Source organism: Pedobacter sp. T50_32 (assembly GCF_057652195.1).
The window spans coordinates 538,329-561,275 of record NZ_JBYFBY010000001.1; the positions used below are offsets into that span (position 1 = coordinate 538,329).

19 protein-coding genes are annotated in these 22,947 nt (G+C 38.8%); 4 read left to right on the forward strand and 15 right to left on the reverse strand.

Annotation, left to right across the window (positions count from 1 at the left end; all coding sequences use genetic code 11):
- Positions 1–11 precede the first annotated feature (11 nt).
- The 4 genes from AC23ME_RS02305 to ruvX form a co-directional block, all read right to left on the reverse strand.
- Entirely contained in the window at positions 12–857 is an 846-nt protein-coding gene (locus tag AC23ME_RS02305) for a glucosaminidase domain-containing protein (RefSeq protein WP_487726131.1), read from the reverse strand.
- 9 nt (positions 858–866) lie between these two features.
- Entirely contained in the window at positions 867–1,535 is a 669-nt protein-coding gene (locus tag AC23ME_RS02310; RefSeq protein ID WP_487726132.1) for a glucosaminidase domain and LysM peptidoglycan-binding domain-containing protein, read from the reverse strand.
- Between the two features lie 62 nt (positions 1,536–1,597).
- Positions 1,598–2,227, reverse strand: coding sequence for an O-methyltransferase (locus AC23ME_RS02315; protein ID WP_487726133.1), 630 nt, complete (start codon positions 2,225–2,227; stop codon positions 1,598–1,600).
- A 5-nt stretch (positions 2,228–2,232) separates the two neighbouring features.
- Positions 2,233–2,649: a Holliday junction resolvase RuvX gene (gene ruvX, locus AC23ME_RS02320; protein ID WP_487726134.1), complete on the reverse strand. Its 417-nt coding sequence runs from the start codon at positions 2,647–2,649 to the stop codon at positions 2,233–2,235.
- Between the two features lie 233 nt (positions 2,650–2,882).
- Here ruvX and AC23ME_RS02325 point away from each other — a divergent pair, with 233 nt between their 5' ends.
- The 3 genes from AC23ME_RS02325 to AC23ME_RS02335 all read left to right on the forward strand — a co-directional run bounded on the left by AC23ME_RS02325 (position 2,883) and on the right by AC23ME_RS02335 (position 5,444).
- Entirely contained in the window at positions 2,883–3,434 is a 552-nt protein-coding gene (locus tag AC23ME_RS02325) for an RNA polymerase sigma factor (protein ID WP_487726135.1), read from the forward strand.
- Positions 3,431–3,964 carry a hypothetical protein gene (locus AC23ME_RS02330; protein WP_487726136.1) on the forward strand — a complete coding sequence of 178 codons (534 nt, stop codon included), beginning with the start codon at positions 3,431–3,433 and terminating at the stop codon, positions 3,962–3,964. The genes AC23ME_RS02325 and AC23ME_RS02330 overlap by 4 nt, the downstream gene beginning before the upstream one ends.
- Positions 3,965–4,058: 94 nt before the next feature.
- A complete protein-coding gene (locus tag AC23ME_RS02335; RefSeq protein ID WP_487726137.1) occupies positions 4,059–5,444 on the forward strand; it encodes a hypothetical protein in 1,386 nt (461 codons plus the stop codon).
- A gap of 59 nt (positions 5,445–5,503) precedes the next feature.
- Here the strand turns inward: AC23ME_RS02335 and AC23ME_RS02340 are convergent, their stop codons facing one another.
- Genes AC23ME_RS02340 through AC23ME_RS02385 form a run of 10 tightly spaced genes read right to left on the reverse strand, consistent with a single transcriptional unit; the run spans position 5,504 to position 19,594 of the window.
- Positions 5,504–6,679 (reverse strand): n-acyl-d-glucosamine 2-epimerase, encoded by a 1,176-nt coding sequence (locus AC23ME_RS02340; protein ID WP_487726138.1) that lies wholly within the window; start codon positions 6,677–6,679, stop codon positions 5,504–5,506.
- Position 6,680: 1 nt separating this feature from the next.
- On the reverse strand, positions 6,681–7,613 hold the full coding sequence (locus tag AC23ME_RS02345; protein ID WP_097133408.1) for a DUF4434 domain-containing protein: 933 nt from the start codon (positions 7,611–7,613) through the stop codon (positions 6,681–6,683).
- 46 nt (positions 7,614–7,659) lie between these two features.
- On the reverse strand, positions 7,660–8,340 hold the full coding sequence (locus tag AC23ME_RS02350; protein ID WP_487726139.1) for a GDSL-type esterase/lipase family protein: 681 nt from the start codon (positions 8,338–8,340) through the stop codon (positions 7,660–7,662).
- 2 nt (positions 8,341–8,342) lie between these two features.
- Positions 8,343–9,020 (reverse strand): GDSL-type esterase/lipase family protein, encoded by a 678-nt coding sequence (locus AC23ME_RS02355; protein ID WP_487726140.1) that lies wholly within the window; start codon positions 9,018–9,020, stop codon positions 8,343–8,345.
- A 1-nt stretch (position 9,021) separates the two neighbouring features.
- The gene (locus AC23ME_RS02360) at positions 9,022–10,332 is read right to left on the reverse strand and encodes an MFS transporter (RefSeq protein WP_487726141.1); all 1,311 of its coding nucleotides are present in this window, start codon (positions 10,330–10,332) and stop codon (positions 9,022–9,024) included.
- Between the two features lie 18 nt (positions 10,333–10,350).
- A complete protein-coding gene (locus AC23ME_RS02365; RefSeq protein WP_487726142.1) occupies positions 10,351–11,736 on the reverse strand; it encodes a DUF5009 domain-containing protein in 1,386 nt (461 codons plus the stop codon).
- Positions 11,737–11,757: 21 nt separating this feature from the next.
- On the reverse strand, positions 11,758–12,669 hold the full coding sequence (locus AC23ME_RS02370) for a DUF5017 domain-containing protein (protein WP_487726143.1): 912 nt from the start codon (positions 12,667–12,669) through the stop codon (positions 11,758–11,760).
- A gap of 25 nt (positions 12,670–12,694) precedes the next feature.
- The gene (locus AC23ME_RS02375; RefSeq protein WP_487726144.1) at positions 12,695–14,491 is read right to left on the reverse strand and encodes a RagB/SusD family nutrient uptake outer membrane protein; all 1,797 of its coding nucleotides are present in this window, start codon (positions 14,489–14,491) and stop codon (positions 12,695–12,697) included.
- A 23-nt stretch (positions 14,492–14,514) separates the two neighbouring features.
- A complete protein-coding gene (locus AC23ME_RS02380) occupies positions 14,515–17,700 on the reverse strand; it encodes a SusC/RagA family TonB-linked outer membrane protein (protein WP_487726145.1) in 3,186 nt (1,061 codons plus the stop codon).
- A gap of 28 nt (positions 17,701–17,728) precedes the next feature.
- A complete protein-coding gene (locus AC23ME_RS02385) occupies positions 17,729–19,594 on the reverse strand; it encodes an FAD-dependent oxidoreductase (RefSeq protein WP_487726146.1) in 1,866 nt (621 codons plus the stop codon).
- A gap of 212 nt (positions 19,595–19,806) precedes the next feature.
- Here AC23ME_RS02385 and AC23ME_RS02390 point away from each other — a divergent pair, with 212 nt between their 5' ends.
- Positions 19,807–21,021, forward strand: a complete 1,215-nt coding sequence (locus AC23ME_RS02390) for an ROK family transcriptional regulator (protein WP_487726147.1) — start codon at positions 19,807–19,809, stop codon at positions 21,019–21,021.
- Here AC23ME_RS02390 and AC23ME_RS02395 read toward each other — a convergent pair.
- On the reverse strand, positions 21,018–22,946 hold the full coding sequence (locus AC23ME_RS02395; RefSeq protein WP_487726148.1) for a beta-N-acetylhexosaminidase: 1,929 nt from the start codon (positions 22,944–22,946) through the stop codon (positions 21,018–21,020). The genes AC23ME_RS02390 and AC23ME_RS02395 overlap by 4 nt on opposite strands.
- Position 22,947 lies beyond the last annotated feature (1 nt).

The following is a 22,947-nucleotide window of genomic DNA, read 5'->3' on the forward strand; positions in this document are numbered from 1 at the left end:
TTATCTTAACATTATTTAACTACCTGCAGTTTTTGCCCAATTTTAATATTATTGTCTGGCAATTGATTGATAGACTTTAGTTCATCTACCGAAATTTTATAGAGCTGACCGATCTTGTACAATGTTTCGCCCTGCAATACTGTATGGAATTTACCGTTTTCTAGACTTGCTGGCGGATCTTTTGGTGCAACGCTAACCGGTGTGTACAATTTCTTTTCGTTGGGGATATTGGCATTGATTTCTTTAAACACCTTATCTTCCCGTGCTAATTTTTCACGCTCACTTTCAGATTGGTCGTACTGGTAGAGCTTGTACTTATCAATAATGTTAATGAGCAGTTCCGGATACCTTGGATTGGTAGCATAACCAGCATTTTTTAAGCCAATTGCCCAATTTCTATAATCGTTTTTGTCTAGCTCGAAAAGTGCCGCATAGCGTTTACGTTTTAAAAATTCCGAATGATCTTTGTAAGATTCCCGAGGATCTTTGTACACTCTAAAGCAATCGTCGCGGTTATCGTCGTCTTTGTAATAAGCTTTGCCTTTCCAGTCTGAGGTACATTTAATGCCGAAATGATTGTTGGCGTATTTGGCCAAATCGCTGCTGCCGCTGCCAGATTCTAAAATGCCCTGTGCCAAGGTGATACTTGCAGGAATACCGAATTTGTTCATTTCTTCTATCGCAATACCCTTAAAGGCATCGATATAAGATAATGTGGTATAAGAAATAGGAGTAGGATTGTCCTTTCTGGCGTTTTTTTCAATTTGCTTGTTGTTTTTACTGTATTGTCTGGTTTTACAAGCGCTGGTAAAAACCATAAAAAAAGCTAAGAAAAGGAGTTGTCTAGTTTTACTCATGTTGCGGCATTAAAGTTTTAGTTTTTGTCCAGGTTTTAAAGCAGATGATTTAAGTCCATTTTTGTTCATCAGTGCTTTTGCGGTTGTTTTGTTTCGCTTGGCTATGATGCTCAAATTGTCTCCCTTTTTTACGGTATAAGTTCTACTGCTTTTCTTTTTAGGTCGATAAACAGGTTTTGGTTCAACAGGTTCTATATAATCTTCTGGACGATTGTCGTATTGAAAAAGTTCGTATTTGTTAATCAGTGCAATTACTTGCGAAGCCCATGTTTTGCTGCGGGCATATCCTCCGCGTTGTATACCTCTTGCCCAAGCTTTAAAATCATATTGGTCATGCTTGTCGAAAAGCGTGTTAAAATGGTTGCGGCTTTTTAAGAAGGTTATGAAATGATTATAAGACGAATCTACCGTTGGAAAATCTCTGTACGCAGAGCGAATTTCGGTGTTGGAATTTTTGCCCTTGAAACCAAAATGGTTTTTGAGGTGACGGGCAATTTTACTTTTTCCTGCTGCAGATTCATGGATGGCTACCCCTAAGATAATGCTAGCCGGAATATGATGTTCTTCCGAAAGGTCTTGTGCAATGTCTGCATATTCTTCGATGTATTCTTCTGTGCTTTGTGCCTTCGCAAAAGAGAAAGCGGTAGCCAGAATAAAGAGAAGTAGAGTTTTTTTCATTGTTAAATTGTTTTATTGTAATGTTAGCAGCGCTAAAATTCAACTGACAATTGCCAACTGACTTATTTTTTCCTGATGACGAACAAGCCATCTCTAACGGGTAAAATCAACTTTTCTACCCTAGTATCTTCATTTATTTTATCGTTAAAAGAACTGATATTCTTTGTGTCTTTGTCTTGTGCGTTGTTTACAATTTTGCCGCTCCACAGTACATTATCTACAATGATTAGTCCACCGGGACGAACTTGATCGAAAATTAAATCGTAGTAAGTTCCATTGTTTTTTTTATCTGCATCGATAAATACCAAATCGAAAGTTTCATTAATTTCTTTTAAACTTTCTTGGGCATCTCCAATGGTGTATTTGATTTTTGAGTTTAACGGAGATTTAGCAAAATTTGCACGCACCATGTCTTCTAACTCGGCGTTAATATCTAAGGTATAAAGCAAGCCGTCTTCGGTTAAACCTTCTGCTAAACACAGCGTAGCATAACCTGTAAAAGTACCAACTTCTAATATCCTTTTAGGGGAAATCATTTTACTGAGCATACTTAAAACCCTGCCTTGGTAATGGCCACTCAACATGCGTGGCATTAGTACTTTGAGATTGGTTTCCCTGTCAATATGTTGCAACAGTTGGCCTTCTGGTTCGCAGTATTTTAATAATAGTTGTTGTAATTCTTCGGTTACCATTGAGCTTATAAACGGTTTTGTTCCATAAAATATTGCAGAATTATTGTTGCAGAGATGGTGTCTACTCTTTCTTTATCTCTTCTGTCTGTTTTTTTCAGCCCACTTTGCATGATAGTTGCATGCGCCATTTTTGAGGTAAAACGTTCATCAACCCAATGCTGCGGGATAGTTGGAAAGCTCTTTTTTAAAATGGTAGAAAATCCTTTAACGTGCTGGTAGCTTTCTGAAGGCGTGCCGTCCATTTGTTTAGGTTCGCCCAGTACAAAAGCATCAACTTGTTCGGTAAGCAAGTATTTTTTGATGAATTCTACCACGTCTTTTGGGTGTATGGTATCTAATCCTGTTGCTATAATTTGCAAAGGGTCGGTAACAGCAATGCCGATACGTTTGATGCCATAATCGAAAGCCATGATACGTGCCATTGGGGCAAAGATAAGGTTTTTACCCCCAACCCCTAAAGGGGAGTTATTTTATTGTGCATTTGCATTCTAAACCCGATTGAAGAGAATGCCGATTTTATCGGCAGCAACGGAAAGCGGGGCTACCGAAAATAGTAGCATTGAAATGGCTTTTCCTAATACAAAAAAAATATTTTTGCAGCATGGTGCAACGTTTTGAAAATCACGTTGTCTTTTAATCAGAACGCTTTAAAGATTTGGAAACAGTTTACATAGACAAGCATGCAGATTTAGTAAACGAATGCCGCAGCGGCAGTCGGAAGGCACAATTTGAGATATACAAGTTGTATGCTACAGCTATGTACAATGTTGCGCTGCGAATTGTGAATGACGACGCGGAAGCTGAAGATGTTTTGCAAGAGGCTTTTTTGGATGCTTTTAATCGCATCGCGGATTTTAGACAGGAAACAACTTTTGGGTTGTGGTTAAAACAAATTGTGATTAACAGGTCTATTAATTATTTGCGGAAGCGAAAAATGGAGATGGTAAGTGTTGATGGGGTAGAAATTGCAGACGAACAAGAGCCAGATTTTGAAGAGACACATTTAAAAGTTGAAGCCATAAAAAGTGCAATGGCCGAACTGCCAGATGGTTATAGAGTGGTGTTGAGTTTATACCTTTTTGAGGGATATGACCACGAAGAGATTGCACATATTTTAAAAATAACAGAGAATACATCGCGTACACAATTTATGCGAGCAAAAAGAAAGTTGAATAGTTTATTAGTAACGAAGGGAGTAGCAAGATGAGCAATAAATTAGAGGGGTTTGTTAGAGACAACAAAAGAGAATTTGAGGCAAAAGGTCCATCGGATGCGTTGTGGAGCAAAATAGAAGCAGAATTAGATAAAAAAAAACCTGCTAAGAAAACCTTTGGCCTATACCAATGGATGAGCGTGGCTGCAATGTTGGTGCTAACTGTTGGGATGTATTTTGGGTATCAGTATAAAAAAATGAATGCCGAAATTATGGTAGCCGATATTAACCCAAAAATGGGCAAAAAGGAAGTAAGGTTTACCAGTTTGATAGAGGAAAAGAGAGACAGTCTACAGGTTTTAGCTGATGCAGACCCAGAACTTTACAAACAGTTTACGGCTGATATGGGCAAACTGGATAAGGATTACCAAGAACTGAAAAAACAACTGCAAACAAGTCCTAATAAAGCTTTAGTGGGCAAAGCGATGATGAAAAATCTGGAAATACAATTACAGATGATTAGTCAGCAGTTATACATTATCAATCAAGTCAATCAATATAAAAAAGAGGAGAACTCTATTTAAGAACTTATTTCTTTCGACGTCGGTTGTAAGGTAATTAAATGGGTTTGCTCTAAAACAAACAAACGGGCAGGAAGCTCAAAAAATTTTAAAGCAAATGAACAAAATCATATTTAGCATATTGGCCTTAGGTTGGGTTTCTATGCAAGCAAATGCACAAGTGGGTGGGACGTTGCCTACGCCATCGACACCTCCAACACCGCAAGTAGAGGCTTATAGTAACAGTACTTCAAGTCATAGCTCGAGGTCTACCGTAACTACACGAACCAGAACTACAAAGAATGGTAAAACCGAAGTTTTTACGGAAAGCTATTCTACATCGAACCCTCAGCAAGGGCAGTACGACGACCCGCAAAAAAGCAAGTCGTTTTCAAAATCGTTTGGAATTGGTAGGGGAGATAAGGTGAACATCTCTAATATTTATGGCAACATTATCTTTAAAACTTGGGAGAAGAACGAAGTAAAAGTTGATGCAGATATTAGAGCCTTTGCAAATTCTGATGACGAGGCGCAGAAGTTACTTGATAATGTATCTATTTCGGCTTCGAAAAATGGAGATGAGGCAACTTTTAAAACGCAGACGGAAGATAAAAATGGAAATTGGTTTAATAGCAACAGAAATGGAAAAAGGTCGAGAAGAGAAATTAAAATTTTCATGACGGTTTATCTGCCTTCGAATGTTGCGCTAACTGCTTCTCAGCAATATGGAAATGTAGAACTGCCAGATTTTTCTGGACCAACATCACTTAAAGTACAGTATGGTAAGATAACTACCGGAGATTTGAACAATGCCAATAATTTTATTTCTGCACAATATACTACTGTTAATTTACAGAATGTAACCAAAGCAACCATCAAGCAGCAGTATGGTAACGGCTTAACAATTGCTTCTGTAGGAGATTTGAATTTGAACGCTCAGTATGCTACAGTACGTATTGGGGATGTGAAAAGAAATGCAAGTATTAGACAGCAATATGGTAATGGTTTAACTATCACATCTGTAGGTGGTAATTTAGATTTAGATGCGCAGTATGCTTCTGTGAAAGTGGGGGCTATTAAAGGCGACGCGGGAATTAAAGTGCAATACGGCAATGGCTTAAATATTGAGCAAGTTGATAACTTAAGCCTTACCTCGCAATACGCAAGTGTAAGAGTTGGTCGGTTGTTGGGTAATTTGACTGCAAAATCTCAATATGGTGGCAGGTTTTCTGTAGAAAAAGTAGAAGCTAGTAGCAGAATAGTTAACGTAGATACTGATTATTTAACCGTGAATTTAGGTTTTGCTTCAAACTATGGCGGTAATTTAAATATAGATACGCATCACGCAAGTTTTAAAACAGGAGAGAACATTAATGCCAAAAGAGTGGGAGATGACGATAGAGGAAGCTCGACCAAGGAATATACTGGTACCATTGGTAGAGGCGGAGCTTCTAATGTAAAGGCGAGTGTGAGGTACAACTCGGTGACTTTAAGGGTTAATTAGAACTAATCAATCATAACAAAAACGGGATGTTCAATTGAGCATCCCGTTTTTTTATGTTATTATATTTTTGCAGGTTCTGCAACTGTTTCTAAAGTGTTATAAACCTGATACAACGCTCTTGGAATGTGGAAACAACCCTTCCATTTGCCACCCTTAGCAGGGATAGAAACTTCGCCTCTGCGGTTTAAATAACCGTACCACTCGCCACCGTTTTCTGCATCTCTGAAATTCTTCCAAGTGTAATCATGAAGTTTCTCGAACCAAACTGCACACTTTTCGTTTTGGGTAATGGCATAACCTTTCGCCATGGTTACCAAAGCTTCTACGTGTACCCACCAAAGTTTCTGGTCCCACTCTAATTGTTGTACCGGATGACCTTTAATGTCTTTGAAGTACAAAATGCCATCATGCTTCTCATCCCAGCCAAATTCTAATGCTGTAAATGCAATTTCAAGCGCTTTGTCAACTAAAGCTTTGTCGTTTTTCCTTACCGCTAAATCCATAATAAACCACATCGCTTCGATAATGTGACCAGGGTTTACCACTCTACCTTCGTAAGAATTAGAGAAGCTTCCATCTTGGTAAACATTCTCCAAAATCAACCCAGTTTGTGGTTGATAAAATACAGACATCACTTCGTGTAAAACCTCGTCAATTAAACCATCAACGGTCGATTTATCTAGCAAGTGCTCTAACTCTAAAGAAAGGTTACACAAAATCATCGGCAAAGAGAAGTTCTTTAAATCTCTGGTGCCAGGAAAACCTTTGCTGTATTTGCCTTTTGGGTTGTTTCTTCTTTCTAAAATTCTGTTGAAAGTCTTTAGCGCAATGTCTGCATCTTCGTTGCTATTGTTGATTTTACAAAGCGCTCCAAAGCCCATCGTAGCGAAGCAATCAGAGAAAATGTTGTAAGGTTGCACCAACGGTTTTCCTTCTTTAGTGAAAGAAAAATACCAATCGCCATTGGCGTCTCTACCATGTTTTCTCATGAAAGAAGCACCTAATTCGGCAATATCTTTCCATTCTTGTTTGGCTTCTACTTTATCAAAAAGCATCGAATACGTCCAAATTTGGCGGCCTTGCAACCATGCAAATTTATCGGTGTCGTAAACATTTCCTTTGGCATCTAAACAGGTAAAATATCCCCCTGCATCTCTATCTAAAGAGTTTTTGCTCCAAAAAGGAACAATCTCATTTAGCAATTCGTTCTTGTATATATCTATGTACTTGTTCATATTATAAAGTCTTTGCGTATTCTTGGTATCTATTGTAAAGGTGTTGTGCTTGTAAATAAGCCGATTGTGGGCTCATAAAGTGAGAGAATTCGAAAGTGATGGCTTTATCGTAACCGGCTTTTCTTGCCGCTTCTAGTTTTAATCTTAGTTTTTCAAATTTGATGGGAAGGAACTTGATAGGCATATCGCGGTCAAAACTTTCTGCGTTGGTCCAGCATTGCAAACCGAATTTGTCTGCCATTTTCTTGTTCACTTCAAAGAAATCTTGCAGCTCGTGGTAATCTACGTGGCCATCTTGAAAAGCAACGGCATCGATAGAACCTTTTAAGCCAGCAAAAATCTCCGACCATTCGTCTTCGTGTTCTTTTAACGACACTGCATTTTCTTTGGTCAAAGTTGCTTCTGCAGCCATTACCGCTTTTTTACCGTCAATCCATGGGGAGATGAACGTTGGCAAACCATTGCTTACGCCTTTGCATTGCAAGCCCAGAGTGTTAAAAGCTTCGGTTGCCCCTTTAGTGCGGCGACTGATTTCCATGCTTAAATACCAACCACCGAAACTTTTGTGATGTCCGTATCTTGCCCATACTTCGTCGATAACGTAGCGATTAGCATCAATTTCGTGCTGTAAATTTCCTGTATCCCAATAATGGCCACTATCGTATAAGCCGAAATAGAACTTCATATCGTGTTCATCCGCCAGTTCTAAATACAGTTCTACCAAATCGATAGGTGGTTCGTAGCAGCCAAATTTATTTTTTAGGTAAACCGATGGATAGGTAATAAACCTGCGATACCCACTTCTAATGAGAATTACAGTGTCAATCCCCATTGCTTTCATGTGCGCAAAGTCCTTCGCCCATTCTTCTCTTCCCCAGTTTTGGTGTGGGATATCGTGAGAAATCTCATCAATAAAAGTTCCCGTTATTCTCATTCTTTTTCTTCTTAATTATGTTGATGAAAGGTTTTTTTGACGAACCCTACAAATACTTTTTATCCTTTAAAAATTTTACCCAGTCGATGTACGCTGCGGCCTTTAAATGCACACCATCCATCGTAAATTCTTGCTTCAATACACCTTTATCATCCTGAAATAACGGACAGATATCGATGTAAGTCACGCCTTCTTCTTCTGCCAATGCCTTAATTTTTTTATTGAGCGCCGGCACCAAAACATTGCGGTCTTTGGTGTAAGCCTCTTTGGTCATGCTTTCGTTAATTGGTAGGCAGCTTTCCACGTAAATTTTCGTGTTTGGCGATTGCTGTTTAATCTTTCTGATGATGCGTTTGTAGTTGTACACACTCACGTCATGAGGCAACTTGCGGAACTGGTCGTTAATGCCATCCATCAAGTAAATTGCTTTTGGTTTTGCAGCTACAATTTCGTCCATCCTTGCTAAAATGCCGAAGGAGTTATCGCCGCCAATGCCTCTATTTACTACCGGATATTTGCTATCTGCCAATAATTCTTGCCACTCGGCTCTTTCGGTAATGCTGTTTCCTAAAAAGATAATGGCGTTTTTAGGTATAGGCGTTTTAGCGAAATACTCCATGCGTTGTTGATAATACCAATTGGCATAATTGCTATCAATTTTTACGGTTTGCGCTTGTGCAGTGCAGAAAAGAGCGGCGGCTATGATAATTAAACTTAACTTCTTCATCCTTAAATAACCTTTAATCGTTTCAATTCCTCAGTCCAGTACACGTAAGAAGCGTGGCGCAAGTGTAAACCGTCTAAGCTCAATTCCTTTTTCATATTTCCTTTTTCGTCAGCAAAGGCTGGATGTAGATTGATGTAAAACACGCCCATTTCTGTGCAAAGCGCTTCTAATTTTTGGTTCAAATCATTGATTTTACTGTTTTTAACCTGAGCGTAAGTGGCTGGCAACATTGCTTCGTTAACCGGCAGCAAGCTTTGCATATACAGCTTGGTTTTCGGCGACTGTGTTTTTACCATCACAATCATGCGTTTGAAGTTGGCCAAGATTACATCATTTGGTGTGCCGCGTTTCATGTCGTTTACACCGCTCAACAAAAATATTTTCTTAGGTTTCGATGCTAGAACTTCATCCAAGCGGGCTAAAATGCCGTAAGTTACATCGCCACTAATTCCTCTGTTAATGATGTTTTTCTTGCGGATAAGCTCCTGCCATTTTCCGCCTTCGGTTAGACTGTTACCTACAAAAGCAATTTCGCCTTTGCGGTTCGGCATCTTTCTAAAAAAATCTAATCGTTGCGTATAGTGGCTGTTTAAATAGCCACTATCTATCGCAACAGTTTCTTGCGCATTCAGCGAATGGGCAGCAACGACTAAGCAAAATGTATAAATCAGTTTCCTCATGTTATTCTTTAATCAATTCTCCCTCGTTGGTATCGTCTGGTTGTTCTTCAGATTTCTTTAAAGGCACAATCCAAGTGGCAATAAAAGCCGGAATTGTTGCAAAAAGCACCCAAATGAAAAAATCTTTGTAACCCAAATAATCACTGATAGGACCGCTAATCATACTGGCCAAAGTGTAACCGAAATAAGTAATAGCGCTACCAAAAGCGTAGTGTGCCATTTGATACTTGCCTGGCGCAATTTGTTGCATGATAAACAAGATGATACCAATGAAACCAAAGCCGTAACCAAAATGCTCGATTGCTACCGAACTGCCAATGATAAACAAGTTGGAGGTTTGCGTAAATGCCAAATAGGCGTAAGTAATAAACGGCAGGTTAAAACAAGCACAAAGCAACAGCAAGGTTTTGCGGTTCAATCCTTTGTTCGAAACAAAGTAGCCAGCAGTTAGGGAACCCAACACGAAAGCAATGGTGCCGTAAATTCCGGTAAGCATTCCTAAAGTAGCTTCGCTAAGTCCCAAGCCCCCAACATCTTTAGCGGCTTTAAAAAAGAGCGGCATAATTTTAATGGCTTGTCCTTCCGCAAAGCGATATAAAACGATGAATAAAATGCCAAACCAAATGTGCTTCTTTCTAAAAAAGCTAGTAATAACGTCGCTTAGCGTTTGCCAAACTTGTGCCGTAGTTTGCACCTGAACTTGCGTTTGTGTTTGCGGCAAAACTTTCTTGTTGTACAAGCCAAGCAAGAACATTACCGCTGCGTAAATCAAAAGGATAGTAGCCCAAGCTTTGGTGTTGCCATAAAGTGGAATAAGGACACCTACTAAAAATACCATCCCGCCGTTGGAGAACAGTTTAGCGAAATTGTAGAACGTTCCTTGCCAACCTACGTATTGCGCTTGGAGTTTATTGCTTAAAGATTGAAGGTACAAACCATCGGCTGCGATATCTTGCGTAGCACCTAAAAAGGCAATCAATAAAAAGACAACTACCGAAGCAGCGAAGAAATTATCTAGAAACAATAAACCAGCCGCAACAGCGAATAGCAAACCGCAGAGTATTTGCGAACCATAGATGTAAAACTTCTTGGTTTTGTAAAGCTCCATAAATGGCCCCCAAAGCGGCTTAAAGCTCCAAGGGAGGATGATAATTCCCGTATAAACGGTAATCTCGGTATCTGAAAAACCCATGTTTTTGTACAAGAGCGATAACAATGTACCGCCTAATACCAAGTTGGGTAAACCCATGGCAAACCACGTGCTCGGTATCCAAAGAATGGGGTTAATATTTTTAGTTTTTGTTGGTTCCACTGTGTGTATATTGATTTGTTAGGTTTTCCAGAAAAATTTAATGCGTGTAAATAGAACGGTAATTAGCGCAACTATACCTGTAAATATAATACCTCTGGTAAAGCCGATGAAGGCACTGGTATTCATTGCATCTAAAAATGTGGAGAGCGTAGTAATTTTTAATAATGGGATGAGCAGTAAATTTCCTGCGGTGTAGGCAATCATCGGGTTTTTACCATTGGCTGCTAAAAAGTTCGTCATCGGTTTTAGGTAACCTAACTTCTCAACTAAACTGAAAGCTAATAAAGTTAGAAACGATAGCCCCGAACAAACAAAATAATAGCTGTAGGTAGAGAAATCCTTTTTAATTCCGCCTTCGTAAGCTTCAAAAAATAAGCCTAATAAAAGTAGATATGCTCCAGCGGAAATCATATTGTTAATGAGTGCGCTTTGTTTTACATCTCTAGCTAGAAGTAATAAAGATGCGCAACCTAAAATGTTAAGCAAAAGGTTTGCTTCTAGGTTTCTAGTAAATAATCCCCATAGGTTTACAAAAACGATGATAACAGCGATTAACGCAATAAGCGACAATACTTTGTTAGGCGCAGTTTCTGGGGTTTCACTTTTACTTTCTTTGATAAACCATTCGCCGGCAAAAGTGCCTGGAATAATGATGAACAGATATTTAAGATAATAGAACTTGTAAATCCAATCGGCGGGAGTGCTGTTAAAAATCAATTCGTTAATGCTACCATCTTCTTTAGATGCCAAAAATATGGCCATTACAAAAGGCAGTACAGCAATTCTCCAAAGTGGTTGCTTACGTGTAAAGTACCAAATCAGCCCACCGAAGAAAGCCATATTAGCTAACACAATGATGATGATATCGCTTTTAGCCAAACTGAAATCGCCGTAGGCAAAAGCATAAAAAGCTAAGAAAGCAACAGCTAAACTAATGCCGATAATTTTTAACGCTGAGGCAATTTTGCTACTCACAAAGGCATTCCAATTACCGTAAATAAGGAATAGACAGGCAAATGCCGCAATAGAGATGAGATGTGTAAATGTGCTTGGTGTTTTTTCCATTACCCAAGCCCTAGCGTGAAAGGTAAAAATTGCGAAAAGCACTAAAAGTGCTAATCGTGTAAACAGTTGTATAAATATCTTATGGAATGGCTCAGCTTCAGCTTTTTTACTTAACGCCAAAGGAATTGCAGCACCCATAGAAAACAAGAAAAACGGGAAAACTAAGTCTACCCATGTAATACCCGGTAAGTTGGGATTAAATACATGGCTTGGCGGAGGTACCTGTGCATGAAACATCCAAGCCGGCATAATTTCGCCAAAAGCAATGCTACTAGAGAGCACCATACAAAGTATGGCAAGCCCTCTAAAAGCATCGAGACTATTTAAACGTTTAGTCATGTTTGGGTAAACCTTTAAAAGTTATTTAACGGTTACTGTAACTTCTCTTACTATTTCTTTAACGTTGCCGTTAAGTGCATTTTTACCAACAAAAGTTACGGTGTAAGTACCAGGCGCATTGAACTTATATTTGTAATTTTTCATTCTGTCTGTGTAAGCTTTTATGTTTGCACTTACATCTGGAGAAACAGAGTTAGGAAATAAAGCTTTTGATACCGCCCAGTCTTCAGATTCTAATAAGGTACTAGCGGGTGCAAAAAACAAAGCTGGATCTGCAGATTGTATAGTCCACTTGTTTACTGTGTTTTTTACATCGATACCTAACCAGCCTGCCGAATTTACATTTGCAATCGGCACAGCTGCCGAAGTGGTTTTGTTGGTTAAATTAAATGCGTGGATACGCCAAGTTCTGCCTCCTAATGCAGCTGTGGTACTGGCTTGCCCTACCCATCTCCATGCAAAGTAAATTGGTTTGCCGCTTACAGGTAAATCAGACAAATCAATATCAGCAGATGGGGTAATTACCCCCAAACCTCCCGCCGCTGCGGTAGAGTAAGTAAAACGATTGGTAATATCTTTCCATGTAGCTGCTGCAATACCAGCCGGAGTGTATACATTATCAAAATCTGTAGAATACATCAAAGCTAAGTTGTTAGCTTGAGTGCCGTATAAAACCCTTGTAGAGATGTTTAAATGCAATTTTCCATCATTAGATTCTAAACGGTTTCTATGGCGATATTCTTTGCCAGCTTCTCCAGAATAAAAGCCAATAATATCTGCATAACCATCAATTTTGAATTCTACAGAATCTGCTACATTATATTCTGTTTTTACAGCAGCAACATTAAAGGTAGGTTCGTCTGGCGTGTCTTTTTTACAAGCGTAAATAGCAGGAATTAAAAGTGCGCCTAGTATATATTTTAATTTATTCATGACGATATTTTTTTGAGTGAATAATTTACCAGCCGTTATTTGGAACGATCAATCTATTTAAGATCAGCTCATTTGCTGGAATGGCGAAAAGCACATCTTTATCCGATACATTTTGCGCAGACTTAGCAGCATACTTGTAAGCATCAGGAGCTCCAGTGGTGATCTCGTTTGCTAATGCTTTCATTTCTTGTACAAATGTTCCCCAACGTATCAAGTCAAATCTTCTTAAGCCTTCGTAACCTAATTCCCAAGATCTTTCATTTCTCACCTTAGTTTGGAAATCTTGTTTTGTTGGCGTGTTTGCCAAGGTTAAGTCGTGGTTTGCAGTTTGTGTATTTGTAAGAACTGCTGTAGCAACAGCGCCAGAACCAGGTCCAGCGAAAGTTACCGTAGGTGCAGAGGTATAACCCGTACCCATATCGGTAATATATACCGCAGTTATTCTTCCAGAAGCGATAGTTGCGGTAGCTTTAGCGCCAGTGCCACCACCTCCTGTAAGGGTTACAGTAGGGATAGCAGTATAACCCGCACCGCCATTGCTAACAGTTACAGATTTTACCAATTCTCCGTTAGTTAAAGTTTTACCGAAAGCACGACGGCGAACTTCGTTGATGGCATCAAAAGCTTTTTGAGAAGGAGTCGAGCCCATTTCATTTTCAGCTTCAGCAAGCATCAATAGTACATCAGAGTATCTTAGTAAAGGAAAATTGATAGTAGTACTTCCGTTAAACTTAGGTGTTGTTGTTTCGTACTCACGACGCCATTTAGCATCGTAACGGTTATAAATTTGTGTTGGCCCGTAACCTACTCTGCCACCATCTGTGCCATAGTAGTAAGGGCTGATATTCCAATCTCTACGTAAATCACCATCTACAAAGCTATGATAGTATCTCTCTGTTGTGTGTTTCGCTCCGTAGCTATATCCAATACTAGCATTTGCACCAATACCATTAATAGAACCTACTGCTCCATCTTCTTCTTGAGTTCCGTTTTTTCTATTGAATTCTGCTTCCCAAAGAGATTCTCTTGTATCGTATTTATCTTGGCACATGTTAATGAAAACCTGAGAATAGCTTGGATTTAAGCTGTGGCCGGCAGCTTTTACCTTCTCTGCCCATTTTACCACTTCTGCATATCTCGTTGCATCGTTAAGTGGTAGGCCAGCCATTTTTAGATTTACACGAGCCAAAATACCCCAAACTACAGACTTTGTAACACGGCCCGCATGTGCGTAGCTAGAGATTGGGTTTACAAGCTCAGCAGCAATTTCCATATCCTTTACAATTTGCTCATAATTGGTTTTGTAAGGGCTATTTGGGAAGTGGGTATCTTGAGGTGTTTTGGTTGAAGCAAGCCTCAAAGGAACGTTTCCCCAATTGCTAGTTAAAATGAAGTGGTAATATGCTCTTAAAAATAAAGCTTCTCCTCTAGCTACTTCTTTTTTAGCAGGATCCATGTTTGCTTTATCGATATTTTCTAAAAGCATATTTGCTCTGTTAATACCATTATAAAATGTAGCCCAAGTGTCAGTAAGTTTGGTGTCTGACGGATTGTAATTGTACAACCCGATGTCTTGTGTCCAAGAAGAAAGTGCAATGAAAGAGTCATCGGCAACATCCATTTCGAAGTATAGGTACCTGCCATAGGTTGCGGTTTTACCCAATACATCGTAAACACCAGTTAAAGCAGCATTAATATCGCTCTCTGTATTATAATAAATTGCGGGCGCTATAAAATCTGCAGGTTTTGTATCTAGGAACTTTTTGCAAGAACTTAGTGCAAAGGCCGATACAAATAATAGAGTTAAAATACGTTTCATCATCTTTATATCTAATTAAATAATGATTAAAAAGTTGTGTTAATACCAAAAGTGATTGTTCTTGCTCTTGGGTAGGCCGAATAATCGAAACCTGGAGTTAATGCGCTATTTCTAACTGATACCTCTGGATCGTAACCAGAATAGCTGGACCAGGTATACAAGTTTTGCGCAGCTACGTAAACTCTACCAGTTTTAAATACTTTAGATCTTTGTACCCATCCAGAAGGTAATGTGTAGCCCAATGAAACTGTTTTTAGCCTCAAGAACGATCCATCTTCAATAATACGAGTTGAATATGCCTTTAAAGATGAACCTCTGCCAGCTGCAACTCCTGGCATATCAGATGTTGGGTTTTCTGGCGACCATCTCGTAGCGTAGCTTGCATATTGGTTGTAACCATATTTGTAAGATGATTCGAACATGATACGGTTAGCGTTAATAATATCGTTGCCATAAGACCATTGAAAGAAAATTCCTAAATCGAAACCTTTGTAGTTGAAATTGTTAGAGAAACCGCCAATGTGTACTGGATTTGGATTTCCAATAACCGTTTTATCTGCTTCAGTAATTTGTCCGTCGCCGTCTAAATCTATATATTTTACGTCTCCAGGTTTAACGTTTGTTCTAGAACCGCCATTAGAAGGCACATTGTTTTTTAAGGTATATACTCCCCCTAGCAAATCAAAATCTTCGTATTTGTAGGTTCCAGCATAAATCAATCCATAGAACTGTGCAATAGGATTATCTAACTTAGCAATGTATCCTGGGATATTTCTCCAATCATCACCCCAACCCTGTGCGGTAAGCAGGTGCAATTGATTGTCAGTTAGTTCTAACACCTTATTGCGGTTAAACGCAATATTAAATGAACTGGTCCAAGTAAAATCTTTAGTTTGTATTGGAGTTCCGCCAATGGTAATTTCTAGACCTTGATTTTGAACCTTTCCAATATTTCTCATCACTCTGTTATATCCAGAACTAGGAGACATGCTCGCGTTTAAAAGAAGATCTTCTGTTGATTTTCTGTATACGTCGATTTGCATAGTTAAGCGTTGCTTGAAAAATCCTAGATCTAAACCTATATCGGTTTGTTTAGTAACTTCCCATTTAAGGGCTGCATTTCCTAACGAAGAGTACATAAGACCTTTACTATCGGCACCACCAAAAGTATAGCTAGGGAAGTTGTTTATAGGATAAAAATCTGGGTTAGCAAAGCTGATGGCTGGATGCGCAGCAAAAGGACTAACCCCATCGTTACCAGTTTCACCATAAGAAATACGAAGCTTTGCGTTAGAGATTGTTTTGATGTTTTTCATGAAACTTTCGTTGTTGATGTTCCAAGCAAAAGCTCCAGAAGGAAAAAAGCCCCATCTGTTCTTTCCAAAGAATTTCGAAGACCCATCTACCCTAGCGCTCATCGTAAGCATATATCTATCGGTGAACTTGTAGTTTGCTCTTCCAATAAAGCCCATAAAAGCACGGTGGTTAGCAGTCATTGCAGTAATGCTAAGTGGGTTTCCTTCATCAAGACCACTAAGCCCAAGACTTTCGTTTGGAAGCAAAACCGCTGTAGCGCCAAATGCCGAGTTATTGCCTTTTTCAAGCGTTAAACCTCCCATTACATCGAAATAATGATTTTTGTTAAAGCGCTTGTTGTAGGTTAGTGTATTGTAGTTTTGGAAGGTAGCATTGTTGAAATAAGTTTGGCTACCATTTACCAAGTAATTGCCTGTAATACCACTTCTAGACATCGAGCCGTTGAAAAGGTCGAAACGCCTTGCTCCTCTATTGATACCAACTGAACTTTTAAATTTTAAGTTGCTCGAAAATGTATACTCAGCAAAAGCGTTAGCGGCTAAGTTTTCTCCAACATTTTCTCTCAGCTCGTTTTTAAGTGTTAATAGTGGGTTAAAAGTAAAGTTAGCTGCTTGCTCTACTTCAGGGTCATTGGCCAAATCTAATAAGTTTACATTTGGATCTACTGCAATTGGTCTAAAAGCCCAAACGCTGAAAAGTAGGTTGATCTCGTTACTAAAATTACCAGTAGAGGTAGGGCTACCATAATTCTTTATGCCAGAATAAGTAGCTGTTAATCCAACTTTTAATTTGTCTGTTACTTCTTGGTCTAATGAGAATTTTCCTATTAGACGGTTAAAGCCAGTGTTTCTCAAAATACCGTCTTGGTTGTTGTATGAAAATGAAGCACTGTACTTTGTTTTCTTTGTACCTCCTGTTAAGCTGATGTAGTGATTTTGCATAGGTGCTACACGTGTCACTTCATTTTCCCAGTTAATCCCTTTAACACCAGCATAGCTCTCTAAAGTCTTATTATCTCTAAAATAGAGACTTTTAGATCTTACAGGGTCAATTTCGTTCTGTAGTTTTACAAACTCATAAGGTGAGAGCGACTCAACTCTTTTAGTGTTTTCTTGCATACCAAACCATCCATTATAGGTAATGGTCGGCGTGCCTTCTTTACCACGTTTTGTGGTAACCATAATTACACCGTTAGCACCTCTAGCTCCAAAGATCGCGGTAGAAGATGCATCTTTAAGAATGCTAATCGACTCGATGTCATTAGGGTCGATGCTATTTAATGGATTAACAGTGGCTGCAGATCCTTCAAGCTGATCAAACATAATCCCGTCAATTACAACCAAAGGAAAGTTACTTTGGGTTACTGAGTTATTACCACGAATAGTAATGTTGATGCTTGATCCTGGCTGTCCTTCGCTTGAGGTTACTTGTACACCCGCTACACGACCAGCTAATGCTTCGTCAAATGATTTCACGGGCGCTTTCTGCAAATCAGAAATGCTTACGGTACCTACAGAACCTGTTAGATCCTTTTTAGTAGTTGTGCCGTAACCGATAACAACCACATCGTTCAGTGTAGAAACACTTGATTTTAACGAAATATTTATAACGTTTCCTGCAACAGCAGCTTCTTTTGTTTCGTAGCCCAAATAGCTAAATAATAATGTATTTGAACCAGCTGGTACGGTAATCTGATACTTACCATCCTTATCAGATACAGTACTCATCTTAGTGCCTTTTATCAACACACTTACACCGGTTAAAATTTCTCCCTGATCGTCTTTTACCGTTCCGCTAACTTTAGTCTGCGCCATTACTGAGGCAGAAAAAGCAAGCATTAGTAAAGCAAGCATGGCGAGAAATCTTCCTTTCATAATCGAAAATCGTTTCTTCATGGTTAAAAAATATTAATTGTTAGGTTGTTTAATTCTTATTTGTTGCTCCAGTAAAATCTATTTCCACATTAAATGGATTTAAGAAATGATCTAAAGCGTGTGCTACCATTCTTCTTGTAAGCATGCTTTCTGGAGTTATATTTTTAAAATTGTTCTGTTTCAGAAAATCGATTACCTGAGTTTCGCTCATGTCTTTTTTACCGATTTCTTTAATTGCACCAGCTAAATAGCTAGCGGTAACTAAATTTCCCGATGGATGTAGTTCGCCGAATGAAGGATAAAAAGATTTCAATCCATTAACGAAATCCCACTCACTAACTGGAAGTTCTGGATAAAACCAAGTTTGATTTGCCCATTTGTAAGAAAGCCCCGTTCCTTTTAAAATTCCTGTAGCTCCAATTTTTTGAATTACTTTGAAAGAAGCGTCGTTAGGCTTAACGTCTATAAAAGGCATCAAATAGGCATTACTTTCTAACAAGGCATTTTGTACCGCTCTGATATTGATATTGGAAGGATCTGTATTGCTTAAGACTGCGGTTGCAGCCAAAGCTCCAGCTGCTTGGCCAATTCCTAAAACTACAGGCTGCAAACGACTAGCGCCATTCACAATATTAGTTACGCTGATACTTTTTTCTGCAATGATTATCCCTTCGGCATTTTTTGGCACCAAAGCACCCAAAGGGATATTGTAAGAAGGCACTTTTATTTTCACAAAATCAATTTGTGGTGCCTCTGGATTTTTAAGATGGTGATGATCTATGGTGTAATCGCCTACAGCAACGCCAGTTCTATAAAGCGAAGTTTTCTGAGCATAAGGAGCGCTAACATCATTCAATGTTAACGTTACTTTTCCATCCAAACGACGCGATTCTCTATGATAAGCAATCATTGGTAATTTATCTGCCGTTGGAAATTCGTCATCGGCTATGCCCAAATTTTTAAAACCAAGCTTGGTTTGCAAATGATAGATGAAACGTAAACTATGCAGTTTTGCTTTTTTCAAAGCTTCTTTGCGTTCAGCATCGCTCATTTCAATAACGTTCATGTAAATGTCGTTACCACATTTTGGCCAATTGATCATGTACTTTCCGTTTGGCAATTTGCCGTAGGTAATCATTTGGCTGCAGTCAATTTTTGGAGTATTGTCATGCGAAGCAGGATCTTGCACATCGCAGCAGCAATCAAATTCCTTCGGGTCGTATCCCGCAGGTTTTTTGATAGTTTTGTTTGCTTTTGCGCCAAAATCCTTTAAAACCACTACATAAGTTAAGTCTTGGACAATGTTATTTGCTTTCTCAGGAGCGTAACTTTCGCCTGTATCGTGACGGCTATCCATACCCACACGGTAAGGAATTTTTAATCTCCCCATCACATCGCCAAGCTCGGTAGCATCGATTACAATCTTCGCTTCAATATTTTGTTTTTTGCCTTTGTTGCTAACTTCGGCTGCCCAAAGCTTGCCATTTTTAGCGATGTTAGTCAACCCACTGTTATACCAAATGGTAATGTTTGGGTGGTTTGCCATGGTTTTTAGTGTCTTATTACCAAACGATGGTTCGAATAAGGTGTTGCTCACCCAGCCAGTTTCTACTGCTTTAGGCCCGCCATAATAATCATAAAGGTGTTGTCTAAATTCGCCCCACAAGCCAGAGGGCATATTGTGATTGCCATCTATTGCCGAAACACCAGCCGACGTAAGCATGCCGCCCAGCCATTCGGTTTCTTCTACAACAAGCACTTTAACGCCCATGCGTGCAGCTTGAACGGCTGCCGTTGTGCCACTGGCACCACCGCCGATAATGAGCACATCTGTTTTATGTGCAACCTGTGCAAATGCTTGACCGCAAGTAATTAGTAAGGAAAAAAGAAGAAGTTTGGTAAAATTCAAATTCATACTCGGTTGTTTTTTGGAGAGGTACGAATTTCTCTCCTATTTATAAGTTAGTAGCACGGTAAATATAAATACTTTTTTAAAAAAATTAATAAGTTTAATTAGTTTTTTAATTTTTTGTGTTTTAAGGTTGGCTAAAATCGATAAAAAAGTGAGGTTATAGTAGGTTAAATGAGATATTATTTTATTTTTGATTTTTAAAATTTCTTAAGAAGATGACATTTTTCGCCGAGTTAAGCAATGAAAACACTACGGGTGTTGCCTATAAAAACCTCACACTAAAGAAGGCTATTGTTGCTTATTTTAGTAAAAATGGCAATTGTACTATCGCAGATTTGTGTGCGGAGCTAGGATTAAGCACGCCTAAAATCAACAATATTTTAAACGAATTAATCAACGAAGGTTTGGTTAAGGATTTTGGTAAATTGCAGTCTAGAGGTGGCAGGAAACCAAATATTTACGGTTTGGTAATGGAGTCGGGTTACTTTCTAGGGGTTGATGTAAAAAAATCGCATATCAATATTGGTCTTACAGATTTGCAGAAGAACCTGGTACATGTAAAAGCTAATATCCCTTACAGTTTAAACAATAGCGAAGAGTCATTAAATCAGCTTTGCGAGCTTATTAATAATTTTATAAAAGAAGCCCCTGTAAAGAGAGAGAAAATTTTAGGAGCAGGATTAAATTTATCAGGACGCATCAACTATTCTACAGGCTATAGTTACAGTTTTTTCCACTTTAATGAAGAGCCGCTTAGCCGAGTGATAGAAAGAAATATCGGCATGCGCATCTTTTTAGAAAATGATTCAAGAGCGATGGCCTTTGGTGAATTTTCGGCTGGAGTAGTTCATGAAGAAGAGAATGTACTTTTTCTAAACATGGATTATGGAATGGGTATCGGTATCATGATTAACAGTCAGCTTTATTACGGTAAGTCTGGCTTTGCTGGAGAGTTTGGTCACATTCCGTTCTTCAACAATGAAATTTTATGTAGCTGCGGTAAAAAAGGATGTTTAGAGACTGAAGTTTCTGGTTGGGCTTTGATAAGGAAGTTTAAAGAGAAATTAGCGGAAGGTTCTACTTCTGTACTTTCTTCTATGCCTGTAGATGAAATAAAGTTGAATGATATTATTGAGGCTGCAATAAAAGACGACGTTTTAGCAATTGAGTTAGTGGCCGAAGTTGGCGAGAGACTAGGAAAAGGCATTGCAGTTTTAATCAATATCTTCAATCCAGAAATGGTGATTTTGGGAGGCAGTTTAGCCGAAACGGGAGAGTATATTCGTTTGCCTATTAAAAGTGCTTTGAACAAGTACTCGTTAAGCTTGGTTAATAACGATACGCAGCTTAAAATGTCGAAATTAGGCGAAAAAGCAGGAGTAATCGGTGCCTGTTTATTAGTGAGGAACCGATTACTCGGGCTAGTTTAAAGTTTTGCTCTTTTCTTAAGTTCAACAATAGGAAGTTTTACTATTCGGCTTTTCTGGGTATCACCTCGATAGCTAACCACTCTTATATTTTTAGCTCCTTTGGGTATAGCAATCGCTTGCCCTTTATATTTTGGGTAAAACTGATCTGGATCGGTATCATCAAAAGCGTAGTAAACCGCAACATCTGGAACTTCGGTATCGATACTTAGCATAACATCTCCATTGTCACCTTTCTTAGCAATTACAATCGGATCGTAAAAATAAGCACTATAGTTGGTGCTATCTAAAGTTAATAAAGGTAGGTGAGTTTCTATTTTTTTAAGAAAGATAGGCCAGTTAACTTTAGCTGTCGTAGACCAAAGGTTTTCGGCCAACGTTAGCCCTCTTGGCCAAGTCATAAATTGTAGTTTACGTTCGTTCGGCACTTGTTCCGTCCACAAACTCCCTTGCCCACCTAATACGTTTTTAACATTAATACCTTCTGGCAGTGGATTAAACTTATAGCTGTTGCTTAATCTATTTACCGTAAAAGGCGCATTTTCTAAATAGGGATCTCCCTGATAAAAATCTAAATAGGTTAAAAAGGCTGGTGTTAAAATCACTTTCTGCCCTGCGTTAGAAGATTTTACAGCACCTTTTTCATCTTTCCAGCTCATTTGTACAATGCCTGTATCTAAGCCTTTTTCTAGTGTTTCATACCAGCCAATTGGTGTTTTGCCTTTAGCTTTAACCATCTTGGCAACGCGATTAACGAAGTAACTTTGTAGCTCATCAACATTTTTAAGACCTTCGTCTTGTATGCGTTTCTGGCAAACTTTGCAATTACTCCAATAGTTTCTGGTTACCTCATCTCCACCAATGTGGATGTATTTAGAAGGAAAAATCTCAGCTAACTCGCCGATAATTTGATCTATTTTGGTATAAGTAGAATCGTTGCCTACACAAACTACGTTGGTTCTTTTTGCATTCCATGGGTCGCCGGCTAAAACCTGCTGTGGCGTTTTGGTACACGAAACTTCTGGATAAGAAGCCACGAAAGCCAAACTATGCCCAGGTAAATCTACCTCTGGAACGATATCCACAAAACGTGTGCTGGCATACTTTACCAAATTCTTGATGTCGTCTTGAGAGTAAAAACCTCCGTAAGTGGCAGCTTCGCTTGGCTCGGGAGCAGGCATTCCACTCCAATAACCAGTTCTAGGCACACGCCACGCACCAACGCTAGTTAACTTAGGCAATTGCTTTATTTCAATCCTCCAACCTTGGTTATCAGTTAAATGCAAATGCAAAACATTCAGCTTGTATTTAGACATTTGATCGATGTATCTTTTCAGCACAGCCTTATCAAAAAAATGTCTGCTTACATCGATCATTAAACCACGCCACTCAAATTTTGGTTCATCAGTAATCATTACTTCTTGAATTTGGTTGCTATTTCCGTTTTGATGATTTAGCCTCACAATTTGCATTAGCGTTTGCCAGCCATAAAACCAACCCGCAGGTTTAGCAGCACTTATTTCAATTTTTTGCTTGCTGACCTGCAACCTATAAGCTTCCTTCCCTAAATCTTTATTTAAAGAAAATTGAATAAAGTTTTTACCGCTTACTTTCGCTGTCGTTTTAACCTCATGTTTTAAGATTTCCGAAAGCTGTTCGCTAAAATTATTAATCAGCGCAGTGTGTTCATCGCCTTTTGGCAACAATAAAGAAATTTGCTTATCGAATTTAAAAATAGAAGTACCCAGCTTTACCGATGATGGCTGTGGTATTAAAGCCAAGTCATTTTTTTGTTGAGCTTTTACAAGTGAAATGGATGTAATGAGTAAAAGCAGTGCGTTAGGTAATGTTTTGGAAAACGATCTCTTGAGCGCTCCCTTGAACGTTTTCGAGAGTGTGTATGAGAGCATATTTTTGAATATTTTCATG

What these genes read in the sequence shown, in the direction of transcription:
- AC23ME_RS02305 (WP_487726131.1), bottom strand. Translation starts at nt 857, where the DNA reads ATGAGTAAAACTAGACAACTCCTTTTCTTAGCTTTTTTTATGGTTTTT.
- AC23ME_RS02310 (WP_487726132.1), bottom strand. Translation starts at nt 1,535, where the DNA reads ATGAAAAAAACTCTACTTCTCTTTATTCTGGCTACCGCTTTCTCTTTT.
- AC23ME_RS02315 (WP_487726133.1), bottom strand. Translation starts at nt 2,227, where the DNA reads ATGGTAACCGAAGAATTACAACAACTATTATTAAAATACTGCGAACCA.
- ruvX (WP_487726134.1), bottom strand. Translation starts at nt 2,649, where the DNA reads ATGGCACGTATCATGGCTTTCGATTATGGCATCAAACGTATCGGCATT.
- AC23ME_RS02330 (WP_487726136.1), top strand. Translation starts at nt 3,431, where the DNA reads ATGAGCAATAAATTAGAGGGGTTTGTTAGAGACAACAAAAGAGAATTT.
- AC23ME_RS02335 (WP_487726137.1), top strand. Translation starts at nt 4,059, where the DNA reads ATGAACAAAATCATATTTAGCATATTGGCCTTAGGTTGGGTTTCTATG.
- AC23ME_RS02340 (WP_487726138.1), bottom strand. Translation starts at nt 6,679, where the DNA reads ATGAACAAGTACATAGATATATACAAGAACGAATTGCTAAATGAGATT.
- AC23ME_RS02345 (WP_097133408.1), bottom strand. Translation starts at nt 7,613, where the DNA reads ATGAGAATAACGGGAACTTTTATTGATGAGATTTCTCACGATATCCCA.
- AC23ME_RS02350 (WP_487726139.1), bottom strand. Translation starts at nt 8,340, where the DNA reads ATGAAGAAGTTAAGTTTAATTATCATAGCCGCCGCTCTTTTCTGCACT.
- AC23ME_RS02355 (WP_487726140.1), bottom strand. Translation starts at nt 9,020, where the DNA reads ATGAGGAAACTGATTTATACATTTTGCTTAGTCGTTGCTGCCCATTCG.
- AC23ME_RS02365 (WP_487726142.1), bottom strand. Translation starts at nt 11,736, where the DNA reads ATGACTAAACGTTTAAATAGTCTCGATGCTTTTAGAGGGCTTGCCATA.
- AC23ME_RS02370 (WP_487726143.1), bottom strand. Translation starts at nt 12,669, where the DNA reads ATGAATAAATTAAAATATATACTAGGCGCACTTTTAATTCCTGCTATT.
- AC23ME_RS02375 (WP_487726144.1), bottom strand. Translation starts at nt 14,491, where the DNA reads ATGATGAAACGTATTTTAACTCTATTATTTGTATCGGCCTTTGCACTA.
- AC23ME_RS02380 (WP_487726145.1), bottom strand. Translation starts at nt 17,700, where the DNA reads ATGAAGAAACGATTTTCGATTATGAAAGGAAGATTTCTCGCCATGCTT.
- AC23ME_RS02385 (WP_487726146.1), bottom strand. Translation starts at nt 19,594, where the DNA reads ATGAATTTGAATTTTACCAAACTTCTTCTTTTTTCCTTACTAATTACT.
- AC23ME_RS02390 (WP_487726147.1), top strand. Translation starts at nt 19,807, where the DNA reads ATGACATTTTTCGCCGAGTTAAGCAATGAAAACACTACGGGTGTTGCC.
- AC23ME_RS02395 (WP_487726148.1), bottom strand. Translation starts at nt 22,946, where the DNA reads ATGAAAATATTCAAAAATATGCTCTCATACACACTCTCGAAAACGTTC.